A 23,251-nucleotide genomic window follows, 5' to 3' on the forward strand; every position below is an offset into this window, starting at 1 on the left:
GGGCGGGAAGCGGAATCAGGCAAAGCGGCGTACCTCTCCCGGGCCGTCCGGCAGGTTGGCGATGGAGCGCGCCGACAGCGTCGGATGCTCGGGATTGGCGCCGACATCCGGCCGCCGCTCCCAACTGCGCTCGTCCTTCTCGTACGGACTCATGCGCACCGCGACCTTGAGACCCTCCATCTCGGTGGACTTGGCATCGCCCGCTGCCGTCAGCGGCTTCAGCGTGGCCTCGGAGGTAATCAGCACGAAACGCAGTTCGTCCTCGAAACGCGACAGCAGCGCATGCAATGTGTCGTCGACGTAGAGCGTCACCTCACTGTCCAGTGCACCCTTGATCACGCCCTCGTTGCGCGCCGCTTCGAGCTGCTTGTTGACCGCCTGCTTGACCTGAATCACCCGCTCCCAGAATTCGCGGTCCATCGCCGCCTGTTCGGGCGGCAGGTTCGCCAAGTCTTCCGGCAACGTGGCAAGCCCTTGGTAATAGGTCTCGAGATGCACGCTCTCGCCACGCGCCCCCGGGATGTTCTCGTAGATCTCCTCAGCGGTGAACGAGAGGATCGGCGCGATCCAGCGCGCCAGCGCCTCGACGATGTGATAGAGCGCCGTCTGGCAGCTGCGCCGCGCCAGCGAGTCGGGCTGGGTGGTGTACTGGCGATCCTTGATGATGTCCAGATAGAACCCGCCCATGTCGCGGGCGCAGAAGTCGTGAACCTGCTGATAGACGTCACGGAACCGGTAGTCGCCATAGGCCTGCTGAATGCGTGCCTGCAGTTCGGCCGCGCGACCCACCGCCCAGCGATCCAGCGCCAGCATGTCGTCGAAGGCGACGGCGTCGGTGGCGGGATCGAACCCGGTCAGGTTGCCAAGCAGAAAGCGCGAGGTGTTGCGGATCCGGCGATAGACATCGGCGGTGCGCTTGAGGATCTCGTCGGACACCGCCATCTCGCCGGAGTAGTCGGTAGAAGCGACCCACAACCGCAGGATGTCGGCACCCAACTTGTCCATTACCTGCTGCGGCGCGACCACGTTGCCCAGCGACTTGGACATCTTGCGGCCCTTCTCGTCGACGGTGAAGCCGTGGGTCAGCAGCGCCTTGTACGGCGGATGACCATCGATGGCGCAACCGGTCAGCAGCGACGAATGGAACCAGCCGCGATGCTGGTCCGAGCCCTCGAGGTAGAGGTCGGCGCGGGGTCCTTGCTCGTGGCCGAGCGCGTGGGAGCCGCGCAGCACGTGCCAGTGGGTGGTGCCGGAGTCGAACCAGACGTCGAGGGTATCGGTTACCTTATCGTACTGATCCGCCTCGTCGCCCAGCAACTCGTGCGGGTCGAGCTTGAACCAGGCCTCGATACCGTCGCGCTCGACATGTTCGGCAACGGTTTCCATCAGTTCGACGGTGCGCGGATGCAGCTCGCCGCTCGCCTTGTCGATAAAGAACGGGATCGGCACCCCCCAGTTGCGCTGCCGCGAGATGCACCAGTCGGGGCGGTTGGCAATCATCGCGTGCAGCCGCGCCTGGCCCCAGCCGGGGATGAAACCGGTGGCGTCCACACCCGCCAGTGCCTTGTCGCGCAACGTGCGGCCATCGGCACCCTCGAGATCCATGCCCACGAACCATTGGGCCGTGGCCCGGTAGATGACAGGCGTCTTGTGGCGCCAGCAGTGCATGTAGCTGTGGGTGATCCTGTCGTGGGCCATCAGCGCGCCGGCTTCTTCCAGCTTGGCGACGATCTGCGGATTCGCCTTCCAGATCATCTGGCCGCCGAACAGCGGCAATGTCTCGGCGTAGACGCCGTTGCTCTGCACCGGGTTGAGGATCTCGTCGAAGCTCATGCCGTAGCGGCGGCAGGAGTGGAAGTCATCCTCGCCGTAGGCCGGTGCCGAGTGAACGATGCCGGTACCGGCGCCCAGCTCGACGTAGTCGGCCAGATAGATCGGTGAGAGCCGGTCGTAGCCGCTCTCCAGTGCCGCCAGCGGATGCCGGAACGCAATGCGCTCGAGACGTTCGCCCGGAGCGGTGGCGATGATCTCGCCGGTCAGGCCGAAGCGTTCCAGGCTCGATTCGACCAGCTCCTCGGCCAGCAGCAGCAGCCGCTCGCCGGTATCGACCAGGGCGTAGACGAATTCGGGATGCACGTTCATCGCCTGGTTGGCGGGAATCGTCCACGGCGTGGTGGTCCAGATCACCGCCGCCGCCGGCTTGGCCAGCGAACCCAGTCCGAACGCCGCCGCCAGCCCGGCATCGTCGACCGCCGGAAAAGCGACATCGATCGCATCGGACTGCTTGTCCTGGTACTCGACCTCGGCTTCGGCCAGCGCCGAGCCGCAATCGAAGCACCAGTTGACCGGCTTGAGCCCCTTGAACACGTAGCCACCCTTGACCATCTCGGCCAGGGCGCGGATCTCGCCCGCCTCGTTGGCGAAATTCATGGTCAGGTAGGGATTGTCCCAGTCGCCCTGGACGCCGAGGCGCACGAAGCCCTCCTTCTGAACCTCGACCTGGGCGGCCGCGTACTCGCGGCACAGCGCCCGGGCCTCGTCCGCCGGCAGGTGCTTGCCGCGGGTGGTCTCGACCTTGTGCTCGATGGGCAGGCCGTGGCAGTCCCAGCCGGGTACATAGGGAGCGTCGAAGCCGGCCAGGCTCTTCGACCTGACGATGAAGTCCTTGAGCAGCTTGTTGACCGCATGACCGATGTGAATGCTGCCGTTGGCGTAGGGAGGACCGTCGTGGAGCACGAAGCGCTCGCGCCCCCGACGCGCCTCACGCAGCCTAGCGTAGAGGTTCATGTCGTTCCACTGCGCGATTCGGCCCGGCTCCCGCGCCGGCAGATTGCCGCGCATGGGAAAGTCGGTCGAGGGCAGATTCAGCGTGTGCTTGTAGTCGCTCATGGCTTTTTCGGTCCGCTCAGGGATGATGTCGTGGCGCTCGAGATTGATATCGTGGTGCTCGAGGCTATATTCGTGCCGCTCGGGACGCTATCCGCGAGGCCCGGAGCGGTATTCGTGACGCTCAAGCTGTAGTCAGTCGCCGTCCGAGCCGGTGGGCGCCGCGTGCGCGGCCCCGCCGGGATTCGACGGTTCGGGTGGCAACGGTGCCGAGGCGAGCGGAAACCGTGCCTGGGGCAACGAGGCGGCGCAGAGTCCGCCGGCTGCGGCCTCGATCTCTGCCGGCCCCGGTTCGGGAGCCAACGAGTCCGACTGTCGTTCCGGTCGCGCAAAATAGCGGCGAGTGTTGTCGAGATCGCGATGGATCTGCGCGACCAGGGCATCGAATTGGTCGAACTTGACTTCGCCGCGCAATCGGGCGCAGGGAACGACGGTGAGCGTCTCGCCATACAGGTCGAGCTCGCGATCCAGCAGGTGCACCTCCAGCATCGGCTGATCGGCACCTACGGTGGGACGCCAGCCGATATTGGCGGCGCCCGCGACCCACTCCCCGTCGGCCAGTCGGGTCGCGCAGGCGAACACGCCGCGCAGCGCCATGGGCCGCCGGGTCAGCGGGATGTTGGCGGTGGGCACGCCGATCGTGCGACCCAACTGACGGTCGCGGACGACCCGCCCCTGGTAGCCGTAAGGTCGGCCCAGCATCCGCGCGGCCTGGAAGAAATTGCCGCTGGCCAGCAGCGTGCGCACGCGGGTGCTCGAGACGCGCTCGTCGTCAAGGGTGAAGGTTCGGGTGTGCTCGACGGCAAAGCCGCGTTCGCGCCCGACAGCCTGCAGTAGCGTGAAATCGCCGGCTCGGTCGCAGCCGAAACGGAAATCGTCGCCCACCACCAGATGCTTCACCTGCAGGCCGTCGATCAACACTCGCTCGATGAACTGCCGGGCAGTGAGGCTGCGCAAGGCATCGTTGAACGGCAGACACAGGATCCGGTCGGCACCGTGGGCCTTGAGCAACGCCACCTTGTCGCGCAACCGGGTCAGTCGCGGCGGCGCCTGGTCGCCGGCGAAGTACTCGCGCGGCTGCGGCTCGAAGATCACCACCGTGACCGGCAACGCCTGCGACCGGGACAGCGTCTGCAACTGCTCGAGAATGGCCTGATGTCCAAGATGCACGCCATCGAAGTTGCCGATGGTCGCCACGCAGCCACGCGCCATCTGGCCCTGCGGATCAGGGCTTCTGGGGGGCAAGTTGTGCAGGCCTCGGATCAGTTCCATGGGGTCTGTTCCCGTTTCGACACGAACCGCGTCGCTGCCTTGAAAAGTGTCAGTATAAACAAGGGCCCTTCCCCTATCAGCCGTGCAGGCGGAAGTCTCTCAGACGGATGCCGCTGAGCGCCAGCCAGCCAAAATAGATGACCGAGCCGCCGATCACCAATGCCGTCAGCATGACGGCGCGATGCAGCGCGCTCCAGGTCGCCCAGGTGTGCCACTCCGGCGACAACCACCATAGCGCGGCCCCCATCAGCAGACAGCCGCCGACGACCTGGATGGCGTAGCGCCCCCAGCCGGGCTGGAAACTCAACACGCCCTGACGGCGCAGCCCCAATCCCAGCAGCCCGGCATTGAGAAACGCCGACAGTGCCGTGGCCAGTGCCAGCCCGGCGTGTGCCAACGGCACGATGAGCGCCAGGTTCATGACCATGTTGGCGAACATCGCCACGATGCCGATCTTGACCGGCGTCTTGGTGTCCTGGCGCGCAAAATAGCCCGGCGCCAGCACCTTGATCAGCATGAACGCCAGCAGCCCCAGTGCATAGGCCCGCAGGCTGCGCGCGGCCATGACCACGTCGTAATCGGTCATCGCGCCGTAGTGGAACAGGCTGACCAGCAACGGTTCTGCCAGCAGTATCAGCGCCAGCGCAGCCGGCAGCCCGATCAGCAGCACCATCCGCAATGCCCAGTCCAGCATGCGCGCGAAATGTTCCCGGGACTCGTCGGCATGGCGCTTGGAGAGCGCCGGCAGGATCACCGTGGCGATGGCGATCCCGAATACCCCCAGCGGCAGCTCCACCAGCCGATCGGAGTAGTAGAGCCAGGAGACGCTGCCGGAGACCAGGAACGATGCCAGTACCGTATCCAGCAGCAGGTTGATCTGCGAGACGGAAACGCCGAACAGCGCCGGGGTCATCAACCGCAGAATGCGCCGGACCCCGGGATGGCGAAAGCCCAGCCGCGGGCGCGGCATCAGCCCCAGCCGGGCCAGGAACGGGAGCTGGAACAGCAATTGAGCAGCGCCGGCGATCAACACCCCCCAGGCCAGGCCCATGGCCGGGTCGTCCATCCAGGGGGTCAGCCAGACCGCCGCGCCGATCATGCAGACATTGAGCAGCACCGGCGTGAAGGCGGGTATCGCGAAGCGCTCCCAGGTGTTGAGCACGCTGCCAGCAAAGGCCGTCAACGAGATCAGCAGCAGATAGGGAAAGGTCAGCCGTAGCATGTCGGCGGTCAGTGCCAGCTTGCCGGGGTCCGCCTTGAAACCGGGCGCAAAGAGCCATACCAGCCATGGCGCGGCAGCGATGGCCAGCGCCGTGATCAGCGCCAGCACCACGCTGAGGCTGCCGGAGACCGCATCGAGCAGCTCTCGAACCTCGGCCCGAGTGCGCTGGGTGGCGTACTCCGAGAGCACCGGTACGAACGCCTGGTTGAACGCCCCTTCGGCGAACAGGCGGCGCATGAAGTTGGGAATCTTGAACGCCACGAAAAACGCGTCCGCCCCGCTACCGGCACCCAGCAATGCGGCGATCACCACATCTCTCGCCAGCCCGAGCACACGCGACAGCAGCGTCATCGTGCTGACGACGAGGCCGGAGCGCAGCAGCCCGCGGCGGGATACCGGGGTCGCGGTTCCCGCTTCCATCGCGTCGGCCACCGTCGCCTTGTCCGTCGTACCGTCCGCAGGTCCGTGCTGTTCGCTCATGCCGCGCCGTCGCTCACTTCAGGAAATCCCTCATCGCCCGCTTCGCTGCTCCCATGGCGATCTCGATCCGGTGCTCCCGAGACCCTGGCTTCGATACCGTGACCTAGATGCCCGTGCCACGAAAGGCAGCCACAAAAAAACCGGCCGAAGCCGGTTTTTCGTCAAGCGCGTCCGGCTCAGGCAGCCAGCGCCTTAATTCGCTTGTTCAGGCGACTCTTGATGCGCGCGGCCTTCTTCTTGGACATGGCGTCCTTGTCGGCGATGCGATCGATGACCGGCTGAGCGGCCTTGAACTCGGTGTTCGCCTGCGCCTGATCGCCAGACTGGATAGCCTTGATCACACGCTTGATATAGGTACGAACCATGGAACGCTGACTTGCGTTGAGCTTGCGGCGGTCTTCCGCCTGACGTGCGCGCTTACGCGCCTGCTTGGTGTTCGCCACCGTCGACTCCTTGGAGATGTTGACAGTCAATTCTGTAAGTTAAATCACCCAGGACAGCCTCGAAACCGCTTCAGGCAACCCTGAATGATTCGGCCGAATGTTCAATGACACCCGAGCAACGCTTGGGGCCATTTTCGACTGCGTTTCAGGCAGTCTTAACGGGCCATGTCTGAGAGGATGCGGGATTCTATCACAGGACCCATGGGGTATCCAGCAGCAACTGTTGCATCCGGATCATTTCAGATCACCACCAGATTGTCTCGATGGATCAGCTCCGGCGCCTCCATGTAGCCCAGGATTTCGGCGATGCGCTGACTGGGCTGCCCAACGAGCCGAGCAGCGTCGGCGCTCGAGTAGTTGACCAAGCCCTTGGCTACGCGCACGCCTCGCTCGTCGACACACACCACCATGTCGCCACGTCGAAAGCTGCCCTCTACCTGCTTGACCCCCACCGGCAACAGGCTCGACCCCTGGCCACGCAGCACCTTGACCGCGCCGGCATCCAGGGTCAGCGTACCGCGCACCTGCAGCTGTCCGGCAAGCCAGCGTTTGCGAGCCGCCAGCGGCGCGTGATCCGGATACAGCAGCGTCCCCAGCGACTCGCCCTCGAGCAGCCGGTTCAGCACCGCCGCCTGGCGCCCGCTGGCGATCGCGGTGACCGCACCGGAACGGGCCGCCAGCCGGGCCGCCCGCAACTTGGTCGCCATGCCGCCTCGGCCCAGCACACCACCGCCACCAGCGACCGCATCGAGGCCAGGATCGTCCGCCCGAGCTTCGTCGATCAGTCGGGCATCGGCGTGATGGCGCGGGTCGGCATCGAACAGGCCTTCCTGGTCGGTCAGGATCAGCAGCGCATCGGCCTCGAGCAGATTAGCCACCAGAGCCCCCAGGGTATCGTTGTCGCCGAAGCGGATCTCGTCGGTCACCACGGTATCGTTCTCGTTGATCACCGGGATCACACCGAGCTGCACCAGGGTGCGTAGCGCCGAGCGTGCGTTGAGGTAGCGCTTGCGGTTCGAAAGATCGTCGTGGGTCAGCAACACCTGGGCACTGCGTAGATCGTGGCGGGCGAAATGCGTTTCGTAGCACTGGGACAGCCCGCTCTGTCCGACGGCGGCGGCAGCCTGCAGTTCGTGCACGGCCGTCGGTCGCGCGTGCCACCCCAGCCGCACCATGCCCTCAGCGATGGAGCCGGAGGAGACCAGCACCACCTCGACACCGCGCCGATGCAGCTCTGCCATCTGGTCGACCCAGCCGCCAATGGCCGCGTCGTCGAGCCCGCGCCCATCGTTGGTCAGCAAGGCGCTGCCGATCTTGACCACGACCCGCCGCGCGCCCTCGAGGACACCGCGCCCCATGCGTTCATCCGCCGCCATTTCAACCTCCGTCCGACATGCTCCGACCCACGGTTGGCTCAACGCGTATATTCCACCTCGACGTCATGGTCGTCGTCGTCATCGTCGTCGAACTCCTCGACGACTTCGCCACGCTTGACGCGCAAACGGGTCTGGTGCGCTTCCACCCGCTCCACCGACTCGGCCTCCATGCGCCGGCGCATCTCGCGCTCGCGCTCCGCGGCCTCTTCGTCATCGTTCTCCAGCTGTCGCTGCTCGGTGAGCCAGCGGTGCGCCGACTGCACCAGTTCGTCCGTGCCTTCGCTGGAGATCGCCGAAATCCGGAACACCGGCCCCTGCCAGTCGAGCCGCGAGACGATATCCCCTACCCGCGCCTCACGATCCTCCGCCGGCAGCAGGTCGAGCTTGTTGATCACCAGCCAGCGCGGCAGCTCGGCCAGCGTCGGCGAGAACTGCGACAGCTCCCGGGCGATCGCCTCGACCGCGGCAACCGGATCGGACTCGTCGAACGGCGCGGCATCGACCACATGCAGCAGCAGTCGCGTGCGGGTGAGGTGCTTGAGAAAGCGCAGCCCGAGCCCGGCGCCATCCGAGGCCCCTTCGATCAGCCCGGGCACGTCTGCCATCACGAAGTGCTCGTGCGTGCCGAGCTTGACCACCCCCAGATTGGGCACCAGCGTGGTGAAGGGGTAGTTGGCCACCTTCGGCTTGGCTGCGGAGACCGCCCGGATCAACGTGGACTTGCCGGCGTTGGGCAGCCCCAGCAACCCTACGTCGGCCATCACCTTCATCTCCAGGCGCAGCTTGCGCCGCTCGCCATCGGTGCCCGGCGTGGTCCGGCGCGGCGAGCGGTTGGTCGAGGACTTGAAATGGATGTTGCCAAGCCCTCGGCGGCCACCCTGAGCCACCAGCACGACCTGACCCTCGGCGGTCACGTCGGCAATTACCTCGAGGGTGTCCTCGTCGATCACCGTGGTGCCTACCGGAACCTTGACGTGCAGATCGTCGCCGGCCTTGCCGCTCATCTGGCGCCCCTGCCCCTGCTGGCCGCTCTGGGCCTTGTAGAAGCGCTGGAACTTGAAGTCGATCAGCGTGTTCAGCGACTCGTCGCCGATCAGGTAGACATTGCCGCCATGACCGCCGTCGCCGCCATCGGGGCCACCCTTGGGCACGTACTTTTCGCGCCGGAAGCTGAGACAGCCGTTGCCGCCCCTGCCAGCTTCGACGGTGATCGAGGTTTCATCGACGAACTGCATGTCACTCTCCCGGCGGCGAGCGCCGCGCGCTTGGATACCGCATGATATTGCCGCAACAACGAAAAAGCCCCGCCTGAGCGGGGCTTTTCACACAAGGTCCGTGATGTCTCAGGCGGAGACTACACTCACGAACTTGCGGTTTTTTGGGCCTTTCTGTTCGAACTTGATGACGCCGTCATTCAGTGCGAACAGGGTGTGGTCCTTGCCGATACCCACACCGCTGCCCGGATGGAACTTGGTGCCGCGCTGACGGACGATAATGTTGCCGGCCGTAGCCTTCTGTCCACCGTACAGCTTGACACCCAGGCGTTTGGATTCGGAATCGCGACCGTTGCGCGTACTACCGGCGGCCTTCTTGTGAGCCATGGCGAATACCTCTCTCTGGGGGAATGTCCCGCTTACGCGGAGATTCCGGTGATCTTGACTTCAGTGAACCACTGGCGGTGGCCCTGACGCTTCATGTGATGCTTACGACGGCGGAACTTGATGATCTGCACCTTGTCGCCGCGGCCGTGAGAAACGATTTCAGCGGACACCTTGGCGCCGCCGACCAACGGTGCGCCGACCTTGATGTCGTCACCATCGGCGACCAGCAGGACCTGATCGAACTCCAGGGTCTCGCCGGTCGGCACTTCCAGCTTCTCGAGCTTCAGTGTCTGACCTTCCTGCACGCGGTATTGCTTACCGCCGCTCTTGATAACAGCGTACATAACTCTTTCTCCAGGGCTTTTGGAGCCGAAGCTCGTCGGCCAAGCTCATCGGTACGAATCGCTCTTTCATCGACCTGCGTCGAGTGGTGCCCCTTCCGGCAACCATCTGACAGGGAGCATGATGAGTTGGGCGGCGGATTATAACGATTGGCGCGAAACCAGGCAAGTCCTTGCATCGCCAATACCCGTCGATGCCGACGAGGGCGCGAAACGGGCCCGTCGCCTTGCGTCCGTCGGTTGACGCACCTGTAGGCGCCACCTAGCATACCCCCTCACATCGCCTCTCTCGGCCCGACTCAGAGCGGCCCCACCCGATTCACTGACAAGCCGACCATGCAATCCAACGCTGCATCCATCCATGCATCGGTGGCTGAGGACTTCGCCGCCGTCAATCGCACGATCCTCGCTCAGTTGGCATCGCGGATACCGCTGGTCGAGACCATCGGCCAGTACATCATCGAGAGTGGCGGCAAGCGGCTGCGTCCGTTACTGGTGCTCCTGGCGGCGCGCGCGCTCGACTATCCTGGCGACAAGCATGTCACGCTGGCGACCCTGATCGAGTTCATGCACACCTCCACGCTGCTGCACGACGACGTCGTCGACGAATCCAGCCGCCGCCGCGGCAAGGCCACCGCCAATGATACCTGGGGCAATGCACCCTCGGTGCTGGTCGGCGACTTCCTCTACTCGCGCTCGTTCCAGATGATGGTCGAGGTCGGGTCGATGCGGATCATGCAGGTACTCTCCGGAGCCACCTGCGTGATCGCCGAGGGCGAAGTCCAGCAACTGACCAACATCGGCAATGCCGACATCGAAGAGTCGAATTACTTCGATACCATCCAGGGCAAGACAGCGATGCTGTTCGAGGCGGCTTCCCACAGCGGCGCCATCCTCGCCAACGCCAATGCCGAGCAGGAGCAAGCGCTCAAGCTCTACGGCCGTTATCTGGGGCTCGCGTTCCAACTGATCGACGACCTGCTCGACTACCAGGGGGACGCCGACACCATGGGCAAGAACGTGGGCGACGATCTTGCCGAGGGCAAACCGACGCTGCCGCTGATTCATGCCATGCGCGAGGGGACGCCGGAGCAGTCGGCGCTGATCCGCCAGGCGATCACCGACGGCGGCCTGGAGCAACTGGCGGACGTGCTGGCGATCGTGCGCGAAACCGGCGCTCTCGACTATACCCAGCGTCGCGCCGAGGAGATGGCCGAGAAGGCCCGGGCACAGCTTGAGAACCTGCCGCCGAGCCCTTATCGCGACAGCATGGAAACGCTGACGCGGGTGGCCGTCGAGCGGGACGTCTAAAAGGCAGCACGATCAGGGTTGCACCGCGCCCTTTGATGAGTATAATTCACCTCCGTCGAACAGCCCCAGGCGGCACGAATCGACGATTTGATCGGAATATAGCTCAGCTTGGTAGAGCGCTGCCTTCGGGAGGCAGAGGTCGTAGGTTCGAATCCTGCTATTCCGACCACAAAACACCGTAAAAACCGCCACTTAGGAAATCCCTTCGTGGCGGTTTTTCTTTGCGCGCTCGTCTAGGTTCCAAATAGGTTCCAGTAGCACCGGCCGTGTTCAGTGCTTCAACTGCGGCAGGGGCTAACCCAAGCCCGCTACAAAACCGCCTGTGCATAAACCACCCAGAAACGCAGAAATCCGCATAAAAAATCGCGCCCTTATAACCCTCAGCGCGCCCAGTGCTGGCGCGGCTTCCGCCCTGCTGCAGAGGTGCGTAATTTTCGACCCATTTAGCGCGCGGGCGGGGCGGGGTGCTGATCGCGCGGCTGCGGTGCTGACCGAGCTGAATCGGGCGGGAACATCTTGCGACCTCACAACGCAAAACGGCCGCCCGAGTGAGCGACCGTGATGCTTGCGAGCCTGCGAAAGGAAGCTAGCGCTTTAGCTGAGCGTAGATACCGTCGAGCCTGGGACAGGCCATGTAGAAAGCTCTCTCGCTGGAACGCTCCTCACCTTGCGGCCCGAAGTAGAGACCATCGTCCCCCGTCGGGCAATGGATGCCGTTGCCGGATTCTTGATGGCCGTCGTACTTGACGATGTAGTAACCCTGAGGCGAGTACTCATCATAGAGCCGGCTATTAATGGCGTTCTCCCCGTACAGGCCCATGATCACAGCGTCAGAAGCCATGACAAAAAGTAGTATTCCGGCCCCCATCCCTTTCTCCTCAGCGGTATTCCGTCATTTCATCGGCCGCAGGCGCAGGGGCCTTTAACGACACTGACTAGACATGAGGCTTCTCCTCCACCTGTTTCTCACTCAGCTCATAAGGCCGGAACCTCACTACCTCCTCCCCTACTCGCTCGTTGATCTCGAGCATGATCTGCTGCAGCGGCTCGAGTTCGTTGGCCACGTAGACGCGAGCCGCCTTCTCCGAGTCACCGAACCCGCCCGTGTTGTTGGGGATGATGCCCATAAGCTGCGGCGGGATCCGGTGGCCGGCGAGCTGGTCGTCGCGTGTGATGTTCTTGATGTGCCAGAACTCGTCCTTCGCCGCGACCTCGGATACCGGGATGATCTGCACCCCGTCCTTCTTGCCGTGCGGCGAGTACATGAACAGGTTCTTGAAGTTGCCGACCCCCTTCGACTCCTTGAGCGCGGTGCGCATGGCATCGATGTCTTTCTTGTCGTGGGCGGGATCGCTCACGTACATGATGAACCCGGCGTGGGAGCCGTTGAGGTAGTAGCGCCGACGGAACAGCGTCGCACTCTCGTTGAGCCAGGCCGACTGGAGCGAGCCAAGGTAATCGGGCAGCCCGTAGACCTCCTGGTCGATGTCGGGCTCGAGCAGGTGGATCGTTCGGCCAGCAGGTAGCTCGGTCTTGTTGACCCAGTCCGGCACCCAGAAATAGCGATCGGTCTGCGCCCCGCGCCGCATGTACTTGGCCGGCCGGCGCTGCAGGTCGAGCAGTCGCCCCAGGCGGCCGCGGATCTCTTCCAGGTAGCAGTTACCGAATACGAGGTAATCGAGCGCCAGCGCGCTGAACGTCTGGCGGTTGAGCAGCGGGTGCGGGATGAAGGTGCGCAGGAGGATGTTTCGCTTCACCTGAAGCGCCGACCCATGATGCGCCGTCGCTCGGTAGCTCTTCGCCAGCACCTCGAACGGCACCGGCGGCTCGTACCACTCGTTCGGCGACAGGTAGACGCCCTCATAGAACACATCGCGCAGACTGGTCACCGGCTCGGCATCGCCGAACGAGAACGCCTCAACGCCCGCTGACTGCTGGGACTTGGCATCGCTAGCGGTTTCGGGCGCGTAGGCCTCTCGCGTGGTTTCGGACGCGTTGGAAAGTATCGCGGGAACGCGCATGCGCGGCTTGGCGGTCGGGGTCATTCGTACATCTCCATGATGGATTCGCTGGTCTCGCCGGCCGGGCCGTCGATGGGTTCGAAGTGGAGGGCGTGCATCGTTGCCCACGCGAGATCCGCGTGGCCGGTCTGCGCATTGCGCCCCGATACGTAGGTGAATTGGCGGCCGCTAGCCGTGAGCTGCTTCTTGATCGCCATGAACGATTGGGCGAGATCGACCCAGCCGGCATCGAACTCGAGCCGGTCCTTGCGGATGATCTGCTGGGCCTGCAGTACCATCGAGGTCTTGAGCTCGGCGGTGTAGTGGTAGCGGGTGACGGTGGGAAACCAGTTCTCGACGTGCTCGGCCACGGCCGCGCCGATCCCGGTGGTATCGATACCGATGTGATCGATCTCGTAGCGATCGGCGAACGTCCGGATGAACGCCGCCTGGTCCTCGTAGTCCTGCCCCTTGAGCCGATGGCGCTCGAGGATGCGATGCTTCTCCCCCGCCGAGCGCGCGGGCAGCACGACGACCAACCCCGCACCGTCGCCGTCCTCATTGCGACCGGTTGGGTCGTAGCCGATCCACACACCCCGGTCGCCGACCGGCTTGGGAGCAAATGGCCGGTAGTCGTTTTCCCAGGCCTCCCAGGCGTCGACCATGCAGCCCTGCATCGTTCCCAGAGGGAACGCACTCTGACTGTCGTCGACGAACTCGCACTCGAACAGGTTGGCGAACTCATCCAAGCTGTACTCGAACTGCAGATCCTCGACATCGAACAGATCGCACCCGCCGGCCTCGGCGTCGTGCACCGTCACGATCTGTTTCCACTGGCGATCCCCACACAGCGCGCCAGCGGCGAGCGCGGCGTGGCTTACGTCGATATCGACGCGGTCGGCTTTCTTGCGGCGCTTGTTGACCCGCTCGCCGGTCCAGAAGGTGTAAGCCTCGTGCGCGATCGATGACGGCGTCGAGAAGTACGTCTGCCGCCACTGCTTGTGCGTGGCCATGGCCGACGCAACCTTGCGGAACTGCTCGAAGCCGTGGATCCAGAAGTATTCATCGAGATAGACGTCGCCGTGATAGCCCTGGGCGGTTTTCGAATTCGTGCCGAGAAAATGGAGCTCGGCCCCGTTGTCGAGAATGATCGGATCGCCCTTCAGCTCGACGTCGCAGACCTCTTTGACGAACTGGATGATGTAGTTCTTGAAGATGTGCGCCTGAGCCTTACTGGCCGAGAGGAAGATCTTGTTCTTCCCCGTTTTGAACGCATCGACGATGGCCTCGCGGGCGAAGTAGAACGTCGCGCCGATCTGGCGGCTCTTCAGGATGTTGCGGATCCGGTGCTTCTGGCCGGCCGCGTGCCAGGTGAGCTGGTAGTCGAACAGCGACTCGAAGAATGCCGCCTCGAGCGCCTCGAACTGCTCCTCCGTCAGCGCGTTCCGCTTCGGCCTACGCTTCTCGCCCGCGTTGCGCCGTTCGATCTTCGGGTTTAAGTCGCCCTCCTTCCCCGTCTCCGCGTACTTGTGAACCCGCGCCAGGCGCTCGATCTGCCGACCGAGGGCGTCGATCTCTTTGTAATCCCCGTTCCCCTTCCGCTCCTTGCCGATCAGCTGGACGAGACGCGCTTCGAGTGCGCCTTCGACGCGTTGTGTCGGGGTCGCCTCTTCCCAGCCGTCGCGGTCTTTCCAGCTATGGACCGTGGCCGCTTTCATTTCGAGGTATTCAGCGATGCGCGCGACGCGCCAGCCCTGCCAGTAAAGATGGCGGGCCGTGAGTCGTGGGGAGTCGAGTGTGTCGGGGGCTGTCGTCGTCATGCGGCCAGCGTACCCGCGCACTCGGAGTCCCAAACGGCGCGCGCGTTGTAGATCGCGAATCTACAACGCGGGCCAGTTGAGCGAATGAGAGTCGGCGCGGAACCTGACAGCACTTTGCACAGACAGCGACACCGCTCCGCTCACCCGCTGAGGAAATCACATGCCCTGGCACGTTATCGCCACCGAAGGCGCCACGATGGATGGCCGCAAGATCCCCGCCGACTGGCTGGAGAAGATGGCCGCGAACTTCGATCCGAAGACCTACGGCTGCCGGATCAACCTCGAGCACATCAAGGGGGTGTTGCCGGATAGCCCCTTCAAGGCCTATGGCGATGTCACGGCGCTGAAAGCCGAGAAGAACGGCGAGGGCAAGCTGCAGTTGTTTGCCGAGATCGATCCCACCGACGAACTCAAGTCGATGATCAAGGCGCGCCAGAAGGTCTACTCCTCGATGGAGGTGGACCCGGATTTCGCCGACACCGGCGAGCCGTATCTTGTCGGCCTGGCCGTCACCGATACGCCGGCATCGCTGGGTACGGAGATGCTGCAGTTCAGCGCCGGCGCCGGTAAAGACTCTCCGCTAACGGGCAAGAAGACTCGTCCCGAGAACTTCTTCTCCGCTGCCCTCGAGCTGGAGCTCGCGGAGACCATCGAGCCGCCGGCCGACACCGGTCCGTCGCTGCTCGACAGCGTGAAGGCGCTGTTCAAGCGTCACGACGCGAAGACCGACAAGGGATTCGCCGTGTTCCGCACTGATCTCGAGCAGACGCTCGGCTTGTTCGTCCAGAAGCACGCCGCGCTCGAGGACGAGCTCGCCAAACGCCCCACCGCCGAGGCGTTCGCCGAGCTGAAAGACGCCCACCGGAAGACGAGCGCCAGGCTCGACGAGCTCTACACCACCCTCGACAACACACCCGACCAGCCGTCTCGCTCGTTCGCCCTCGGCGGCAACGGCGACACCGAAATGACCGACTGCTAAGGACCACTACCCCATGCGCAACGATAGCCGCATCCTGTTTAACCAGTTCGCCGCACAAGTGGCGAAGCTGAACGGCGTGCCGGATGCCACGCAGAAATTCGCAGTCGAACCCAGCGTCCAGCAGCGCCTGGAAAAACGCATCCAGGAGTCGAGCGACTTCCTACGCCGGATCAACATTATCGGCGTCGATGAACTCAAGGGCGAAAAGCTCGCGCTGGGGGTTTCCGGCCCCATTGCTGCGCGCACCGACGTCAGCAAGCAGGAGCGCGACACCCGCGATCTCAGCTCACTGGATACTCAGAGCTACGAGTGCCGCATTACCGAGTTCGACACTCACCTCGGCTACAACAAAATCGACGCCTGGGCGAAGTTCCCCAACTTCCAGGCCATGATTCGCGACACCATCGTTCGTCAGCAGGCACTGGACCGAATCACCATCGGTTTCAACGGCACGCGCGCAGCGGTGCAAAGCGACCCCGTCGCCAACCCGCTGCTCCAGGACGTCAACATCGGCTGGTTGCAGCACTACCGCGATCAGGCCCCCGAGCGAGTGATGGCAAAAGGCAAGGCAGGCGGCAATGTCGTCATCGATCCGACCCCGACGAAGGGCGAGGACGGCAAAATCAATGGCATGGTTGGCGATTACGCCACGCTCGACGTGCTGGTGTACGACGCCATCAGCAGCTTCATCCAGCCCTGGTATCGGCGTAACCCGGGCCTGGTCGTCATCCTGGGCCGCAACCTGATGGACGACAAATATTTCCCGCTGCTGAACCAGCTCGCGCCCTCCGAGCAACTGGCGGCCGATCTCGTCATCAGTCAGAAGCGTATCGGTGGGCTTCGTGGGTTGGATGTCCCGTTCTTCCCCGACAACGCGCTCATGGTCACCACGCTGGATAACCTCTCGATCTACTGGCAGAACGGCGCTCGCCGCCGCTACGTCACAGAGAACCCCAAGCGCAACCGGATCGAGAACTACGAATCCAGCAACGAAGCCTACGTGGTGGAAGACTTCGGCGCCGGCTGTCTGGTCGAGAACATCGAAATGTCGCCGGCAGCGCTGCGCGGTGACGGAGGCAAGCAATGACCACCCCAGCCCGTCAACACTTCCAGCGCGTCACGGCCGCGAAAGCGGCCGGGGGCGCTACCCCCGGCCAGCCCCAAAACGGCCCGCAGTACGAGCTGATGATGGCCACGCTCTACGATGCTCGCCGCGCACTCAAACAGATCAAGTCGACCGAAGGGAAGATCGCCCGAAAGCGCGAGCTGGTGCCGCAGTTCGATCCCTACATCGAAGGCGTGCTCGAGAGCGGCAACGGTGCCCAGGATGAGGTGCTGACCACCGTCCTGGTCTGGCGCTTCGATATCGGCGACCTCGCCGGCGCGCTGGACATCGCCGGCTATGCCCTCGAGCACAAGCTCGACATGCCGGATCGATTCGAGCGCGATCTCGAGAGCATCGTCGCCGAGCAGCTCGCCGAGGAAGTGCTCGCCCAGCTCGGCAAGCTCGGCGACGACGCCGATCCGGCCGAGCGTCAGGCACTCGGAACGCAGCTCGCGTCGCTCATGGTCCGCGCCCGCGAAATGCTCGACGGCGCCGATATGCACGACCAGATCTCGGCCAAGTTTCACAAGGCGTATGGCTATGCCCTGCGCGACGCCGACTGTCCGAGCGCGGCCATCGAGCAGCTCAAGCGCGCGCTCGAGCTGAACGACCGCGCCGGCGTGAAACGCGACATCGAGCAGCTCGAACGCCAGGTCAAAAAGAACGCCAGCGATCAGCCCAGCGGCTGACACTGCGACCGAGTCGCACGCCGACCCCGGGAGGCATCGGGGGGAGATCCAGGCCACGTGCCCCATATCGTCGATCCCCGATCCACCTCCCTCTAATTCAATGGATCGCCCATGTCCCTAGTCGCCCACGGCGGAAGTGAAAGCCAGCACCGGCCCGCCCCACCGGTCCCGAACAACGGATTCTGGCCCGACATCGAGCCGGGCGATTTCCGCGACCGCCATCGCATCGAAACGACCATCACCGAGGGGCGCGTCGTCCAGGCGCTCGGCGTCGCCATGCGCGACATCAATCGCCAGCTCGCCGCGTTTCAGGCTCGCCAGCGCGATGCCGGCGTCAACGAGGCGGATGCCGTCCCGAGCGAGCCCTGGCAGATGCCCGGCGACACGACCGCGCTCTATCGCCAGGCCGTCTATGCCAGTGCCCACGCCAGTCTCCTCGAAGCGTACCGGGACTACAGCGCGACCCGATCCGGCGAGGAGATCGGCGAGGTGGAGAACGAAGCCGCCGACGACTATCGCCGCAACTCGCGCTGGGCCGTCGCCGAGATCCTGGGCGAGACCCACACCACGGTGGAGCTGATCTAGTGGCTCGCATCGTTTACGCGCGCCAGGGCGACACCGTCGACGCGATCTGCCAGCGCGTTCACGGCAAGACCGCCGGCGTGACCGAGCAGGTGCTCGAGCTCAACCCCGGTCTCGCCGAATTTGGGCCGATCCTGCCGCAGGGGACGCCGGTCGCCATGCCCGAACTAGCCAGGCGCCAGGCGCGCACCGACACCGTCCAGCTCTGGAGCTGACGCCATGCGAATTCGACTCAACAGCGACAACCCCCGGCCCGATCCGATGATCGTGCTGATCACCCTACTCATTGCCCACGCAGGGACGACCATGGCCCAGCAACTGAACATCACGACCGAAGCGATCAAGACCACGCCGCCGGCCGTCGTCTCGCTGCTCCACGCCGGCGGCATGACGCCCAGCGACTGGATCACCGTGCTCACCCTGGCGTATCTCGCCCTGCAGATCGGGCTGATCGTGCCCAAGTACCTCGAAAAATTCCGCCACTGGTGGGAGCGAATCCGCGGAGGCCGATCATGAAGAACCTCGGACGCTGGATCGGCGGCGGTGCCATCGGTGGCGCCTGCGGCCTGGCGTTGTCGATCTCCATCGGCGTCGTCAAACACTACGAAGGGACGGAGCTGGAATCTTATCCCGACCCCGTCGGCATCCCAACGATCTGCACCGGGCACACGGGACCGACCGTCGAGATCCACCAGACTAAGACCGCCGAAGAGTGCGATACCCTGCTCGCCGGCGATCTTGGAGCGGCGTTCGACACGATCGACCGAGAGGTGTCGCCGGAGATCAACGCCACGATGCCGCCGACCCGGCGAGCGGCGCTCGCCTCCTTCATCTTCAACGTAGGCCCGGGCGCGTTCCATCAATCGACTCTGCTGGCGCGGCTGAATGCCGGCCAGACGCACGCTGCCTGCGATCAGCTCTCTCGCTGGGTCTATGCCCAAGGCAAGAAGCTCGCCGGTCTCGTCAAACGGCGCGCCGCCGAGCGCGAGCTCTGCCTTGCGGGGCTGGAATGAACGGCCGCGCGCTGGCCGTTGTAGTCGGCCTCACCATCGCCGCCGGTGGCGGGTGGATCTCTCGGGGCTGGTTCGAAGACGCCCAGCGGCTCACCGAGGAACGCGCCGCGCGGCTGGTCGCTGATGCCGCCATGGCTCGCGAGGCCGACATCGCCGGCGTCGTCGAAAGCCGGCTTGCCGAACTCGACGCCAACGAACGCATCATCGACCGGGGAGTGATCCGTGAGATTCAGAAACCGATTTATCGTCGTGTCTGTCTTGGCGATGACGCTATCCGCCTGCTCAACGACGCCGCCGCCGGCAGAACCGCCGAATCAACAGAACCTCCTGCGCAAATGCCCGGCCACCCTGCCACCGCTGACTGACGGCACCGGCGGCGACGTCGTGCTGACGATGCAATCCTGGGCGAGCCTCTACCACGGCTGCGCCACCCGACATAACGGACTCGTGGACGCCCTCGATGCGAAAACTCACTAGCCTGCGCCAGCACCTGTTCGATAGCGTCCCCGGGCTCGCCAGCGATCCGAATCGCCTGCGCACCTATGTCCCCGATGGCGCCATCAAGTTTCACAAGGGGGCGAACCTCTCCCACGAGTATCGAGTGACCGCCGAGGTCATCGTCATCGGCTGTGGTGGCGATCTCGACCCCGTCGTGTTGCCGCTGCTCCAATGGCTCGCCCGCTACCAGCCGGACATCGACCCCGAGCAGGCGCTGCGCTTCACGCTCGAGATCCACTCGAACACCGACATCGACGTCATTTTCAGCGTCGAGCTGACCGAGCGGGTCGTCGCCCTGGTCGACTGCGACGCCGGCGAAATTCGTAGCGAGCACCGAATGCCCGAGTATCCGGCGGACGACTGCCCGACCGACCGCTGGCAACTGTTCACACGCGACGATCCGGCGGGCGACTACCATCTCGCCGCCGAGTGGGGCGGCACGTGAGCGATGATGCCCTGACCCAGCTCGAAGAGTGGGTCGAACCGCTGCTCGCCAGGCTCGAGCCCGCCGAGCGCAAGAAGCTCGCCCGCGAGATCGGCACCGCACTGCACAAGCGTCAACAGCAACGGATCCGGCAGCAGAAGAATCCGGACGGCACGCCCTACCCAGCCCGCGTCGGCAGGAAGAAGCGCCGGCACGCGCGCAAGCGGCTGCGCTTCCTCTACGAAAAGCCGGGGCATGACGCCGAAGAGCGCGAGATCGTGAACTGGTTCTCCACCCCCGAGACCTATTTCGGATTCGACCAGCGCCACGCCGGCGCCCTGCGCACGTTCAAGAAGCGCCGCGTCGTCCGCGTGCTCGAAATCGATCTCACCCCGGTCGCAGATCCCCGCGAGAAAACCGGCAAACGCCAGTCCAGCGAGGCGATGTTCGAGAAGCTGCGCACCGCGCGCTATCTCAAGATGAAGCCAACGGCGCATGGCGTCTCGATCGGCTACGAGGGGCGAATCGCCCATATCGCCCGCATCCACCAGGAGGGCAAGCGCGCCCCGGTCAACGCTCATCTCGAGTACGACTATCCCGAGCGTAAATTGCTCGGCACCACGCCCGATGACGTCGAGATGATTCACGACATGATCGTTCGCCACCTCGGCGCGAACCTCGAAGACTAGGCGGCGTTGTAGATTCCCGATCTACAACGCGCGTCGCTAGAGCTCTGGAGAGCGTCACGTAAGCATGGCGGCATGAACAACGCCGCCGAACTACTCCGCCTGATCAACAACCTGATCCGATACGGCACCATCGCCGAGATCGATCACGGGGCCGTGCGCGTGCGAGTCCGCTCCGGTGACGCCCTTACCGACTGGATCCGCTGGCAGGAACAGCGCGCCGGCCAGACCCGTACATGGAACCCGCCCAGCCTGGGCGAGCAGGTCGTGCTACTCGCGCCCGGTGGCGAGCTGCGCGCCGCCTCCGTGCTCATGTCGCTGAATACCCTGGCCACGCCCCCGCCGAGCCTTGACCCGAACGTGACGATGCTCGAGCTCCCCGACGGCGCGGTCATCCGTTACGACCACGGCGCGAACCACCTACAGGCGACGCTTCCCGGCACGGCGTCCATCAAGACCAAGGGCGATGTTGTCGTGAACACCGACGCCTCGCTCACCGCGACCGCGGCCGGCGGCGCGACGATCAACGCCAACGTCGTCATCAACGGCAACGTCACGTTGAACGGCAACCTCAGTCAGCCCAGCGGGCAGACCGCGACGATGTCAGGCGCGGTCCACTTCAAGGGCGCCGTCACTAGCAACGGCCGCGACATCAGCTCCCACCACAAACACGACCGCATTCAGCGCGGCGGCGACGAATCCGGCGAGGTGGTGTGATGCCCGGCATGAACCGCACCACCGGGGCGGCGCTCGATGGCGTCGAGCACATCCGCCAATCCATCGCCGATATCCTGACGACGCCGATCGGCTCCCGCGTGATGCGCCGCGAATACGGCTCGCTGATTCCCGACCTCATCGATCAGCCGCTCAACGACGCCTTGATGCTGCGGGTCTACAGCGCCGCCGTCATGGCGATCATCCGCTGGGAGCCACGCTTACGCGTGACCGGCGTGCGGCAAATCATCGACGTCGAATCCCCCGGCCGCGTCGCCGTCGAAGTCCAGGGCGTCACCGAGGACGACAACGATGTCGCGCTCGCCCTACCACTGAACGGGGGTGAGGCATGAGCGGCGGCTTCACGGCGGTCGACCTCTCGCGCCTGCCGGCACCGGCAGTCGTTGAGGAAATCGAGTTCGAGGCGATCTTCGAATCGATGCTCGCCGACCTGCGCGAGCGCGATCCCAGCTTTGACGTCACCGTCGAATCCGACCCGGCCTACAAGGTGCTCCAGGTCGCCGCGTACCGCGAAATGCTGCTGCGCCAGCGCATCAACGAGGCCGCCAAGGGCGTCATGCTGGCCTACGCCATCGGCTCGGATCTCGACCACCTCGGCGCCCTCTACGGCGTAGAGCGCCAGATGCTGAGCGAAGGTGATCCCGACGCCATCCCACCGGTGCCGGCCACCTACGAGACCGACGCCGACTTTCGCCGAAGGATTCAGCTATCGCTGGAGGGTTTCAGCACCGCCGGCCCCGAGGGCGCCTACGTGTTCCACGCGCTATCGGCGGATGGCGCCGTGCTGGATGCCAGCGCGACCAGCCCATCGCCCGGTGAAGTTGTCGTGACGGTGCTATCGCGCAATGACAACGGCAACGCCCCGGCGTCACTGCTCGAGGTCGTCAACAGAGCGCTATCCGCCGAGGATGTTCGACCGCTGACCGACCACGTCACCGTGCAAACCGCCCAGATCATCGAGTACCGCATCGATGCGACGCTCTACTTCTACGCCGGGCCGGATCGCGAAGTCGTCATGCGCCAGGCGCGCGATCGGGCCGCCGAATACACCGAGCAGCAGCACCGTCTCGGGCTCGACGTGACGATGTCCGGCCTCTACGCCGCACTGCACCAGCCCGGTGTCCAGCGGGTCGAGATCGCCGAGCCTGCGGCGAGCATCGTTGTCGATCGCACCCAAGCGACCTACTGCACCGCCATCGATCTGACCGACGGGGGTCTCGATGAGTGATTCAGGCACCCGAGGCCGCGCCGTCAGCCTACTGCCACCCAACGCCACCACCGCCGAGCGCGCCCTCGAGGCGACTACGGCGACGGCCAGCGACCTGCCGGTACCGCTGCGCTCGCTCTGGAACCCGGATACCTGTCCCGCCGACCTGCTGCCCTGGCTCGCCTGGGCATTGTCGCTGGATTCGTGGCAACCGTATTGGCCGGAGCGCATCAAGCGCCAGCGGATCCGCGACACAATCGAGATCCAGCGCCGTAAGGGCACCGCGAAATCCGTTCGCGATGTGGTCCGTTCCTTCGGTGGCAGCCTGGCGCTACGCGAGTGGTGGCAAAAAGCCGACAAGGGCGAGCCTCACACCTTCGATGTGGTGCTGACGCTCGGCACGGGCGTTCCCAATAACGCCGAGTTTCAACAGGACATCGTCGACGAGATAAGCCGCACCAAGCCGGTCCGCTCGCACTTCACCTTCACCGCTGGATTGCGCGCTTCCGGCGGGATCGGTATCGCCGGTGCCGCGCGCCCGTTCATTTACCGCCGCATATCGGCCACCGCTGAATAGAGGA

27 protein-coding genes and 1 tRNA gene are annotated in these 23,251 nt (G+C 64.6%); 17 read left to right on the forward strand and 11 right to left on the reverse strand.

What is annotated here, in order from left to right; translation table 11 throughout:
- Positions 1 to 15: 15 nt before the first annotated feature.
- From ileS to rplU, 8 genes are all read right to left on the reverse strand, one after another.
- Positions 16 to 2,889 (reverse strand): isoleucine--tRNA ligase, encoded by a 2,874-nt coding sequence (ileS, locus tag DOM54_RS15880; RefSeq protein ID WP_110717279.1) that lies wholly within the window; start codon positions 2,887 to 2,889, stop codon positions 16 to 18.
- A gap of 132 nt (positions 2,890 to 3,021) precedes the next feature.
- Positions 3,022 to 4,158, reverse strand: a complete 1,137-nt coding sequence (gene ribF, locus DOM54_RS15885) for a bifunctional riboflavin kinase/FAD synthetase (RefSeq protein WP_110717280.1) — start codon at positions 4,156 to 4,158, stop codon at positions 3,022 to 3,024.
- Positions 4,159 to 4,234: 76 nt separating this feature from the next.
- Positions 4,235 to 5,800: a murein biosynthesis integral membrane protein MurJ gene (murJ, locus tag DOM54_RS15890; RefSeq protein ID WP_110717380.1), complete on the reverse strand. Its 1,566-nt coding sequence runs from the start codon at positions 5,798 to 5,800 to the stop codon at positions 4,235 to 4,237.
- 236 nt (positions 5,801 to 6,036) lie between these two features.
- A complete protein-coding gene (gene rpsT / locus DOM54_RS15895; protein ID WP_110603393.1) occupies positions 6,037 to 6,303 on the reverse strand; it encodes a 30S ribosomal protein S20 in 267 nt (88 codons plus the stop codon).
- Positions 6,304 to 6,542: 239 nt separating this feature from the next.
- Entirely contained in the window at positions 6,543 to 7,679 is a 1,137-nt protein-coding gene (proB, locus tag DOM54_RS15900) for a glutamate 5-kinase (protein WP_110717281.1), read from the reverse strand.
- A 38-nt stretch (positions 7,680 to 7,717) separates the two neighbouring features.
- Entirely contained in the window at positions 7,718 to 8,914 is a 1,197-nt protein-coding gene (gene obgE, locus DOM54_RS15905; protein ID WP_110717282.1) for a GTPase ObgE, read from the reverse strand.
- 108 nt (positions 8,915 to 9,022) lie between these two features.
- A complete protein-coding gene (rpmA, locus tag DOM54_RS15910; protein ID WP_110717283.1) occupies positions 9,023 to 9,280 on the reverse strand; it encodes a 50S ribosomal protein L27 in 258 nt (85 codons plus the stop codon).
- Between the two features lie 32 nt (positions 9,281 to 9,312).
- Positions 9,313 to 9,624, reverse strand: a complete 312-nt coding sequence (gene rplU, locus DOM54_RS15915) for a 50S ribosomal protein L21 (protein ID WP_071230753.1) — start codon at positions 9,622 to 9,624, stop codon at positions 9,313 to 9,315.
- Between the two features lie 333 nt (positions 9,625 to 9,957).
- Between rplU and ispB the strand changes: the two genes are divergently transcribed.
- Together ispB and DOM54_RS15925 are read left to right on the forward strand one after the other, a co-directional pair.
- Complete coding sequence (ispB, locus tag DOM54_RS15920) at positions 9,958 to 10,932, forward strand: octaprenyl diphosphate synthase (RefSeq protein WP_110717284.1); 975 nt, start codon at positions 9,958 to 9,960, stop codon at positions 10,930 to 10,932.
- Between the two features lie 92 nt (positions 10,933 to 11,024).
- Positions 11,025 to 11,101: transfer RNA gene (locus tag DOM54_RS15925), tRNA-Pro, on the forward strand.
- A 417-nt stretch (positions 11,102 to 11,518) separates the two neighbouring features.
- Here the strand turns inward: DOM54_RS15925 and DOM54_RS15930 are convergent.
- The 3 genes from DOM54_RS15930 to DOM54_RS15940 all read right to left on the reverse strand — a co-directional run bounded on the left by DOM54_RS15930 (position 11,519) and on the right by DOM54_RS15940 (position 14,752).
- Entirely contained in the window at positions 11,519 to 11,773 is a 255-nt protein-coding gene (locus DOM54_RS15930) for a hypothetical protein (RefSeq protein ID WP_162619899.1), read from the reverse strand.
- Positions 11,774 to 11,867: 94 nt separating this feature from the next.
- A complete protein-coding gene (locus DOM54_RS15935; RefSeq protein WP_110717286.1) occupies positions 11,868 to 12,977 on the reverse strand; it encodes a phage portal protein in 1,110 nt (369 codons plus the stop codon).
- Positions 12,974 to 14,752, reverse strand: a complete 1,779-nt coding sequence (locus DOM54_RS15940) for a terminase large subunit domain-containing protein (RefSeq protein ID WP_110717287.1) — start codon at positions 14,750 to 14,752, stop codon at positions 12,974 to 12,976. Before DOM54_RS15940 ends, DOM54_RS15935 begins: the two co-directional genes overlap by 4 nt.
- 160 nt (positions 14,753 to 14,912) lie before the next feature.
- Here DOM54_RS15940 and DOM54_RS15945 point away from each other — a divergent pair, with 160 nt between their 5' ends.
- From DOM54_RS15945 to DOM54_RS16010, 15 genes are all read left to right on the forward strand, one after another.
- On the forward strand, positions 14,913 to 15,731 hold the full coding sequence (locus DOM54_RS15945) for a GPO family capsid scaffolding protein (RefSeq protein ID WP_110717288.1): 819 nt from the start codon (positions 14,913 to 14,915) through the stop codon (positions 15,729 to 15,731).
- 13 nt (positions 15,732 to 15,744) lie between these two features.
- Entirely contained in the window at positions 15,745 to 16,818 is a 1,074-nt protein-coding gene (locus DOM54_RS15950) for a phage major capsid protein, P2 family (protein ID WP_110717289.1), read from the forward strand.
- On the forward strand, positions 16,815 to 17,525 hold the full coding sequence (gpM, locus tag DOM54_RS15955; RefSeq protein WP_110717290.1) for a phage terminase small subunit: 711 nt from the start codon (positions 16,815 to 16,817) through the stop codon (positions 17,523 to 17,525). Before DOM54_RS15950 ends, gpM begins: the two co-directional genes overlap by 4 nt.
- 111 nt (positions 17,526 to 17,636) lie before the next feature.
- The gene (locus DOM54_RS15960; protein ID WP_110717291.1) at positions 17,637 to 18,110 is read left to right on the forward strand and encodes a head completion/stabilization protein; all 474 of its coding nucleotides are present in this window, start codon (positions 17,637 to 17,639) and stop codon (positions 18,108 to 18,110) included.
- Positions 18,110 to 18,322 carry a tail protein X gene (locus DOM54_RS15965; protein WP_110717292.1) on the forward strand — a complete coding sequence of 71 codons (213 nt, stop codon included), beginning with the start codon at positions 18,110 to 18,112 and terminating at the stop codon, positions 18,320 to 18,322. The genes DOM54_RS15960 and DOM54_RS15965 overlap by 1 nt, the downstream gene beginning before the upstream one ends.
- A 4-nt stretch (positions 18,323 to 18,326) precedes the next feature.
- Positions 18,327 to 18,623 carry a hypothetical protein gene (locus tag DOM54_RS15970; RefSeq protein ID WP_110717293.1) on the forward strand — a complete coding sequence of 99 codons (297 nt, stop codon included), beginning with the start codon at positions 18,327 to 18,329 and terminating at the stop codon, positions 18,621 to 18,623.
- Positions 18,620 to 19,120 (forward strand): lysozyme, encoded by a 501-nt coding sequence (locus tag DOM54_RS15975; protein WP_110717294.1) that lies wholly within the window; start codon positions 18,620 to 18,622, stop codon positions 19,118 to 19,120. The genes DOM54_RS15970 and DOM54_RS15975 overlap by 4 nt, the downstream gene beginning before the upstream one ends.
- Complete coding sequence (locus tag DOM54_RS15980; protein ID WP_110717295.1) at positions 19,117 to 19,485, forward strand: hypothetical protein; 369 nt, start codon at positions 19,117 to 19,119, stop codon at positions 19,483 to 19,485. The genes DOM54_RS15975 and DOM54_RS15980 overlap by 4 nt, the downstream gene beginning before the upstream one ends.
- Positions 19,385 to 19,597, forward strand: a complete 213-nt coding sequence (gene lysC, locus DOM54_RS20615) for an Rz1-like lysis system protein LysC (RefSeq protein ID WP_420852765.1) — start codon at positions 19,385 to 19,387, stop codon at positions 19,595 to 19,597. Before DOM54_RS15980 ends, lysC begins: the two co-directional genes overlap by 101 nt.
- Positions 19,581 to 20,063 carry a phage tail protein gene (locus tag DOM54_RS15985; RefSeq protein WP_110717296.1) on the forward strand — a complete coding sequence of 161 codons (483 nt, stop codon included), beginning with the start codon at positions 19,581 to 19,583 and terminating at the stop codon, positions 20,061 to 20,063. The genes lysC and DOM54_RS15985 overlap by 17 nt, the downstream gene beginning before the upstream one ends.
- Positions 20,060 to 20,731 (forward strand): phage virion morphogenesis protein, encoded by a 672-nt coding sequence (locus DOM54_RS15990; RefSeq protein ID WP_162619900.1) that lies wholly within the window; start codon positions 20,060 to 20,062, stop codon positions 20,729 to 20,731. Before DOM54_RS15985 ends, DOM54_RS15990 begins: the two co-directional genes overlap by 4 nt.
- A 72-nt stretch (positions 20,732 to 20,803) precedes the next feature.
- Entirely contained in the window at positions 20,804 to 21,445 is a 642-nt protein-coding gene (locus DOM54_RS15995; RefSeq protein WP_110717298.1) for a phage baseplate assembly protein V, read from the forward strand.
- Positions 21,445 to 21,795 carry a GPW/gp25 family protein gene (locus DOM54_RS16000; protein ID WP_110717299.1) on the forward strand — a complete coding sequence of 117 codons (351 nt, stop codon included), beginning with the start codon at positions 21,445 to 21,447 and terminating at the stop codon, positions 21,793 to 21,795. The genes DOM54_RS15995 and DOM54_RS16000 overlap by 1 nt, the downstream gene beginning before the upstream one ends.
- Complete coding sequence (locus DOM54_RS16005) at positions 21,792 to 22,691, forward strand: baseplate assembly protein (protein WP_110717300.1); 900 nt, start codon at positions 21,792 to 21,794, stop codon at positions 22,689 to 22,691. Before DOM54_RS16000 ends, DOM54_RS16005 begins: the two co-directional genes overlap by 4 nt.
- Positions 22,684 to 23,247, forward strand: a complete 564-nt coding sequence (locus tag DOM54_RS16010) for a phage tail protein I (RefSeq protein WP_110717301.1) — start codon at positions 22,684 to 22,686, stop codon at positions 23,245 to 23,247. Before DOM54_RS16005 ends, DOM54_RS16010 begins: the two co-directional genes overlap by 8 nt.
- Positions 23,248 to 23,251: the final 4 nt, after the last annotated feature.

This window comes from Salinicola acroporae (assembly GCF_003206615.1).
Lineage (GTDB): Bacteria > Pseudomonadota > Gammaproteobacteria > Pseudomonadales > Halomonadaceae > Salinicola > Salinicola acroporae.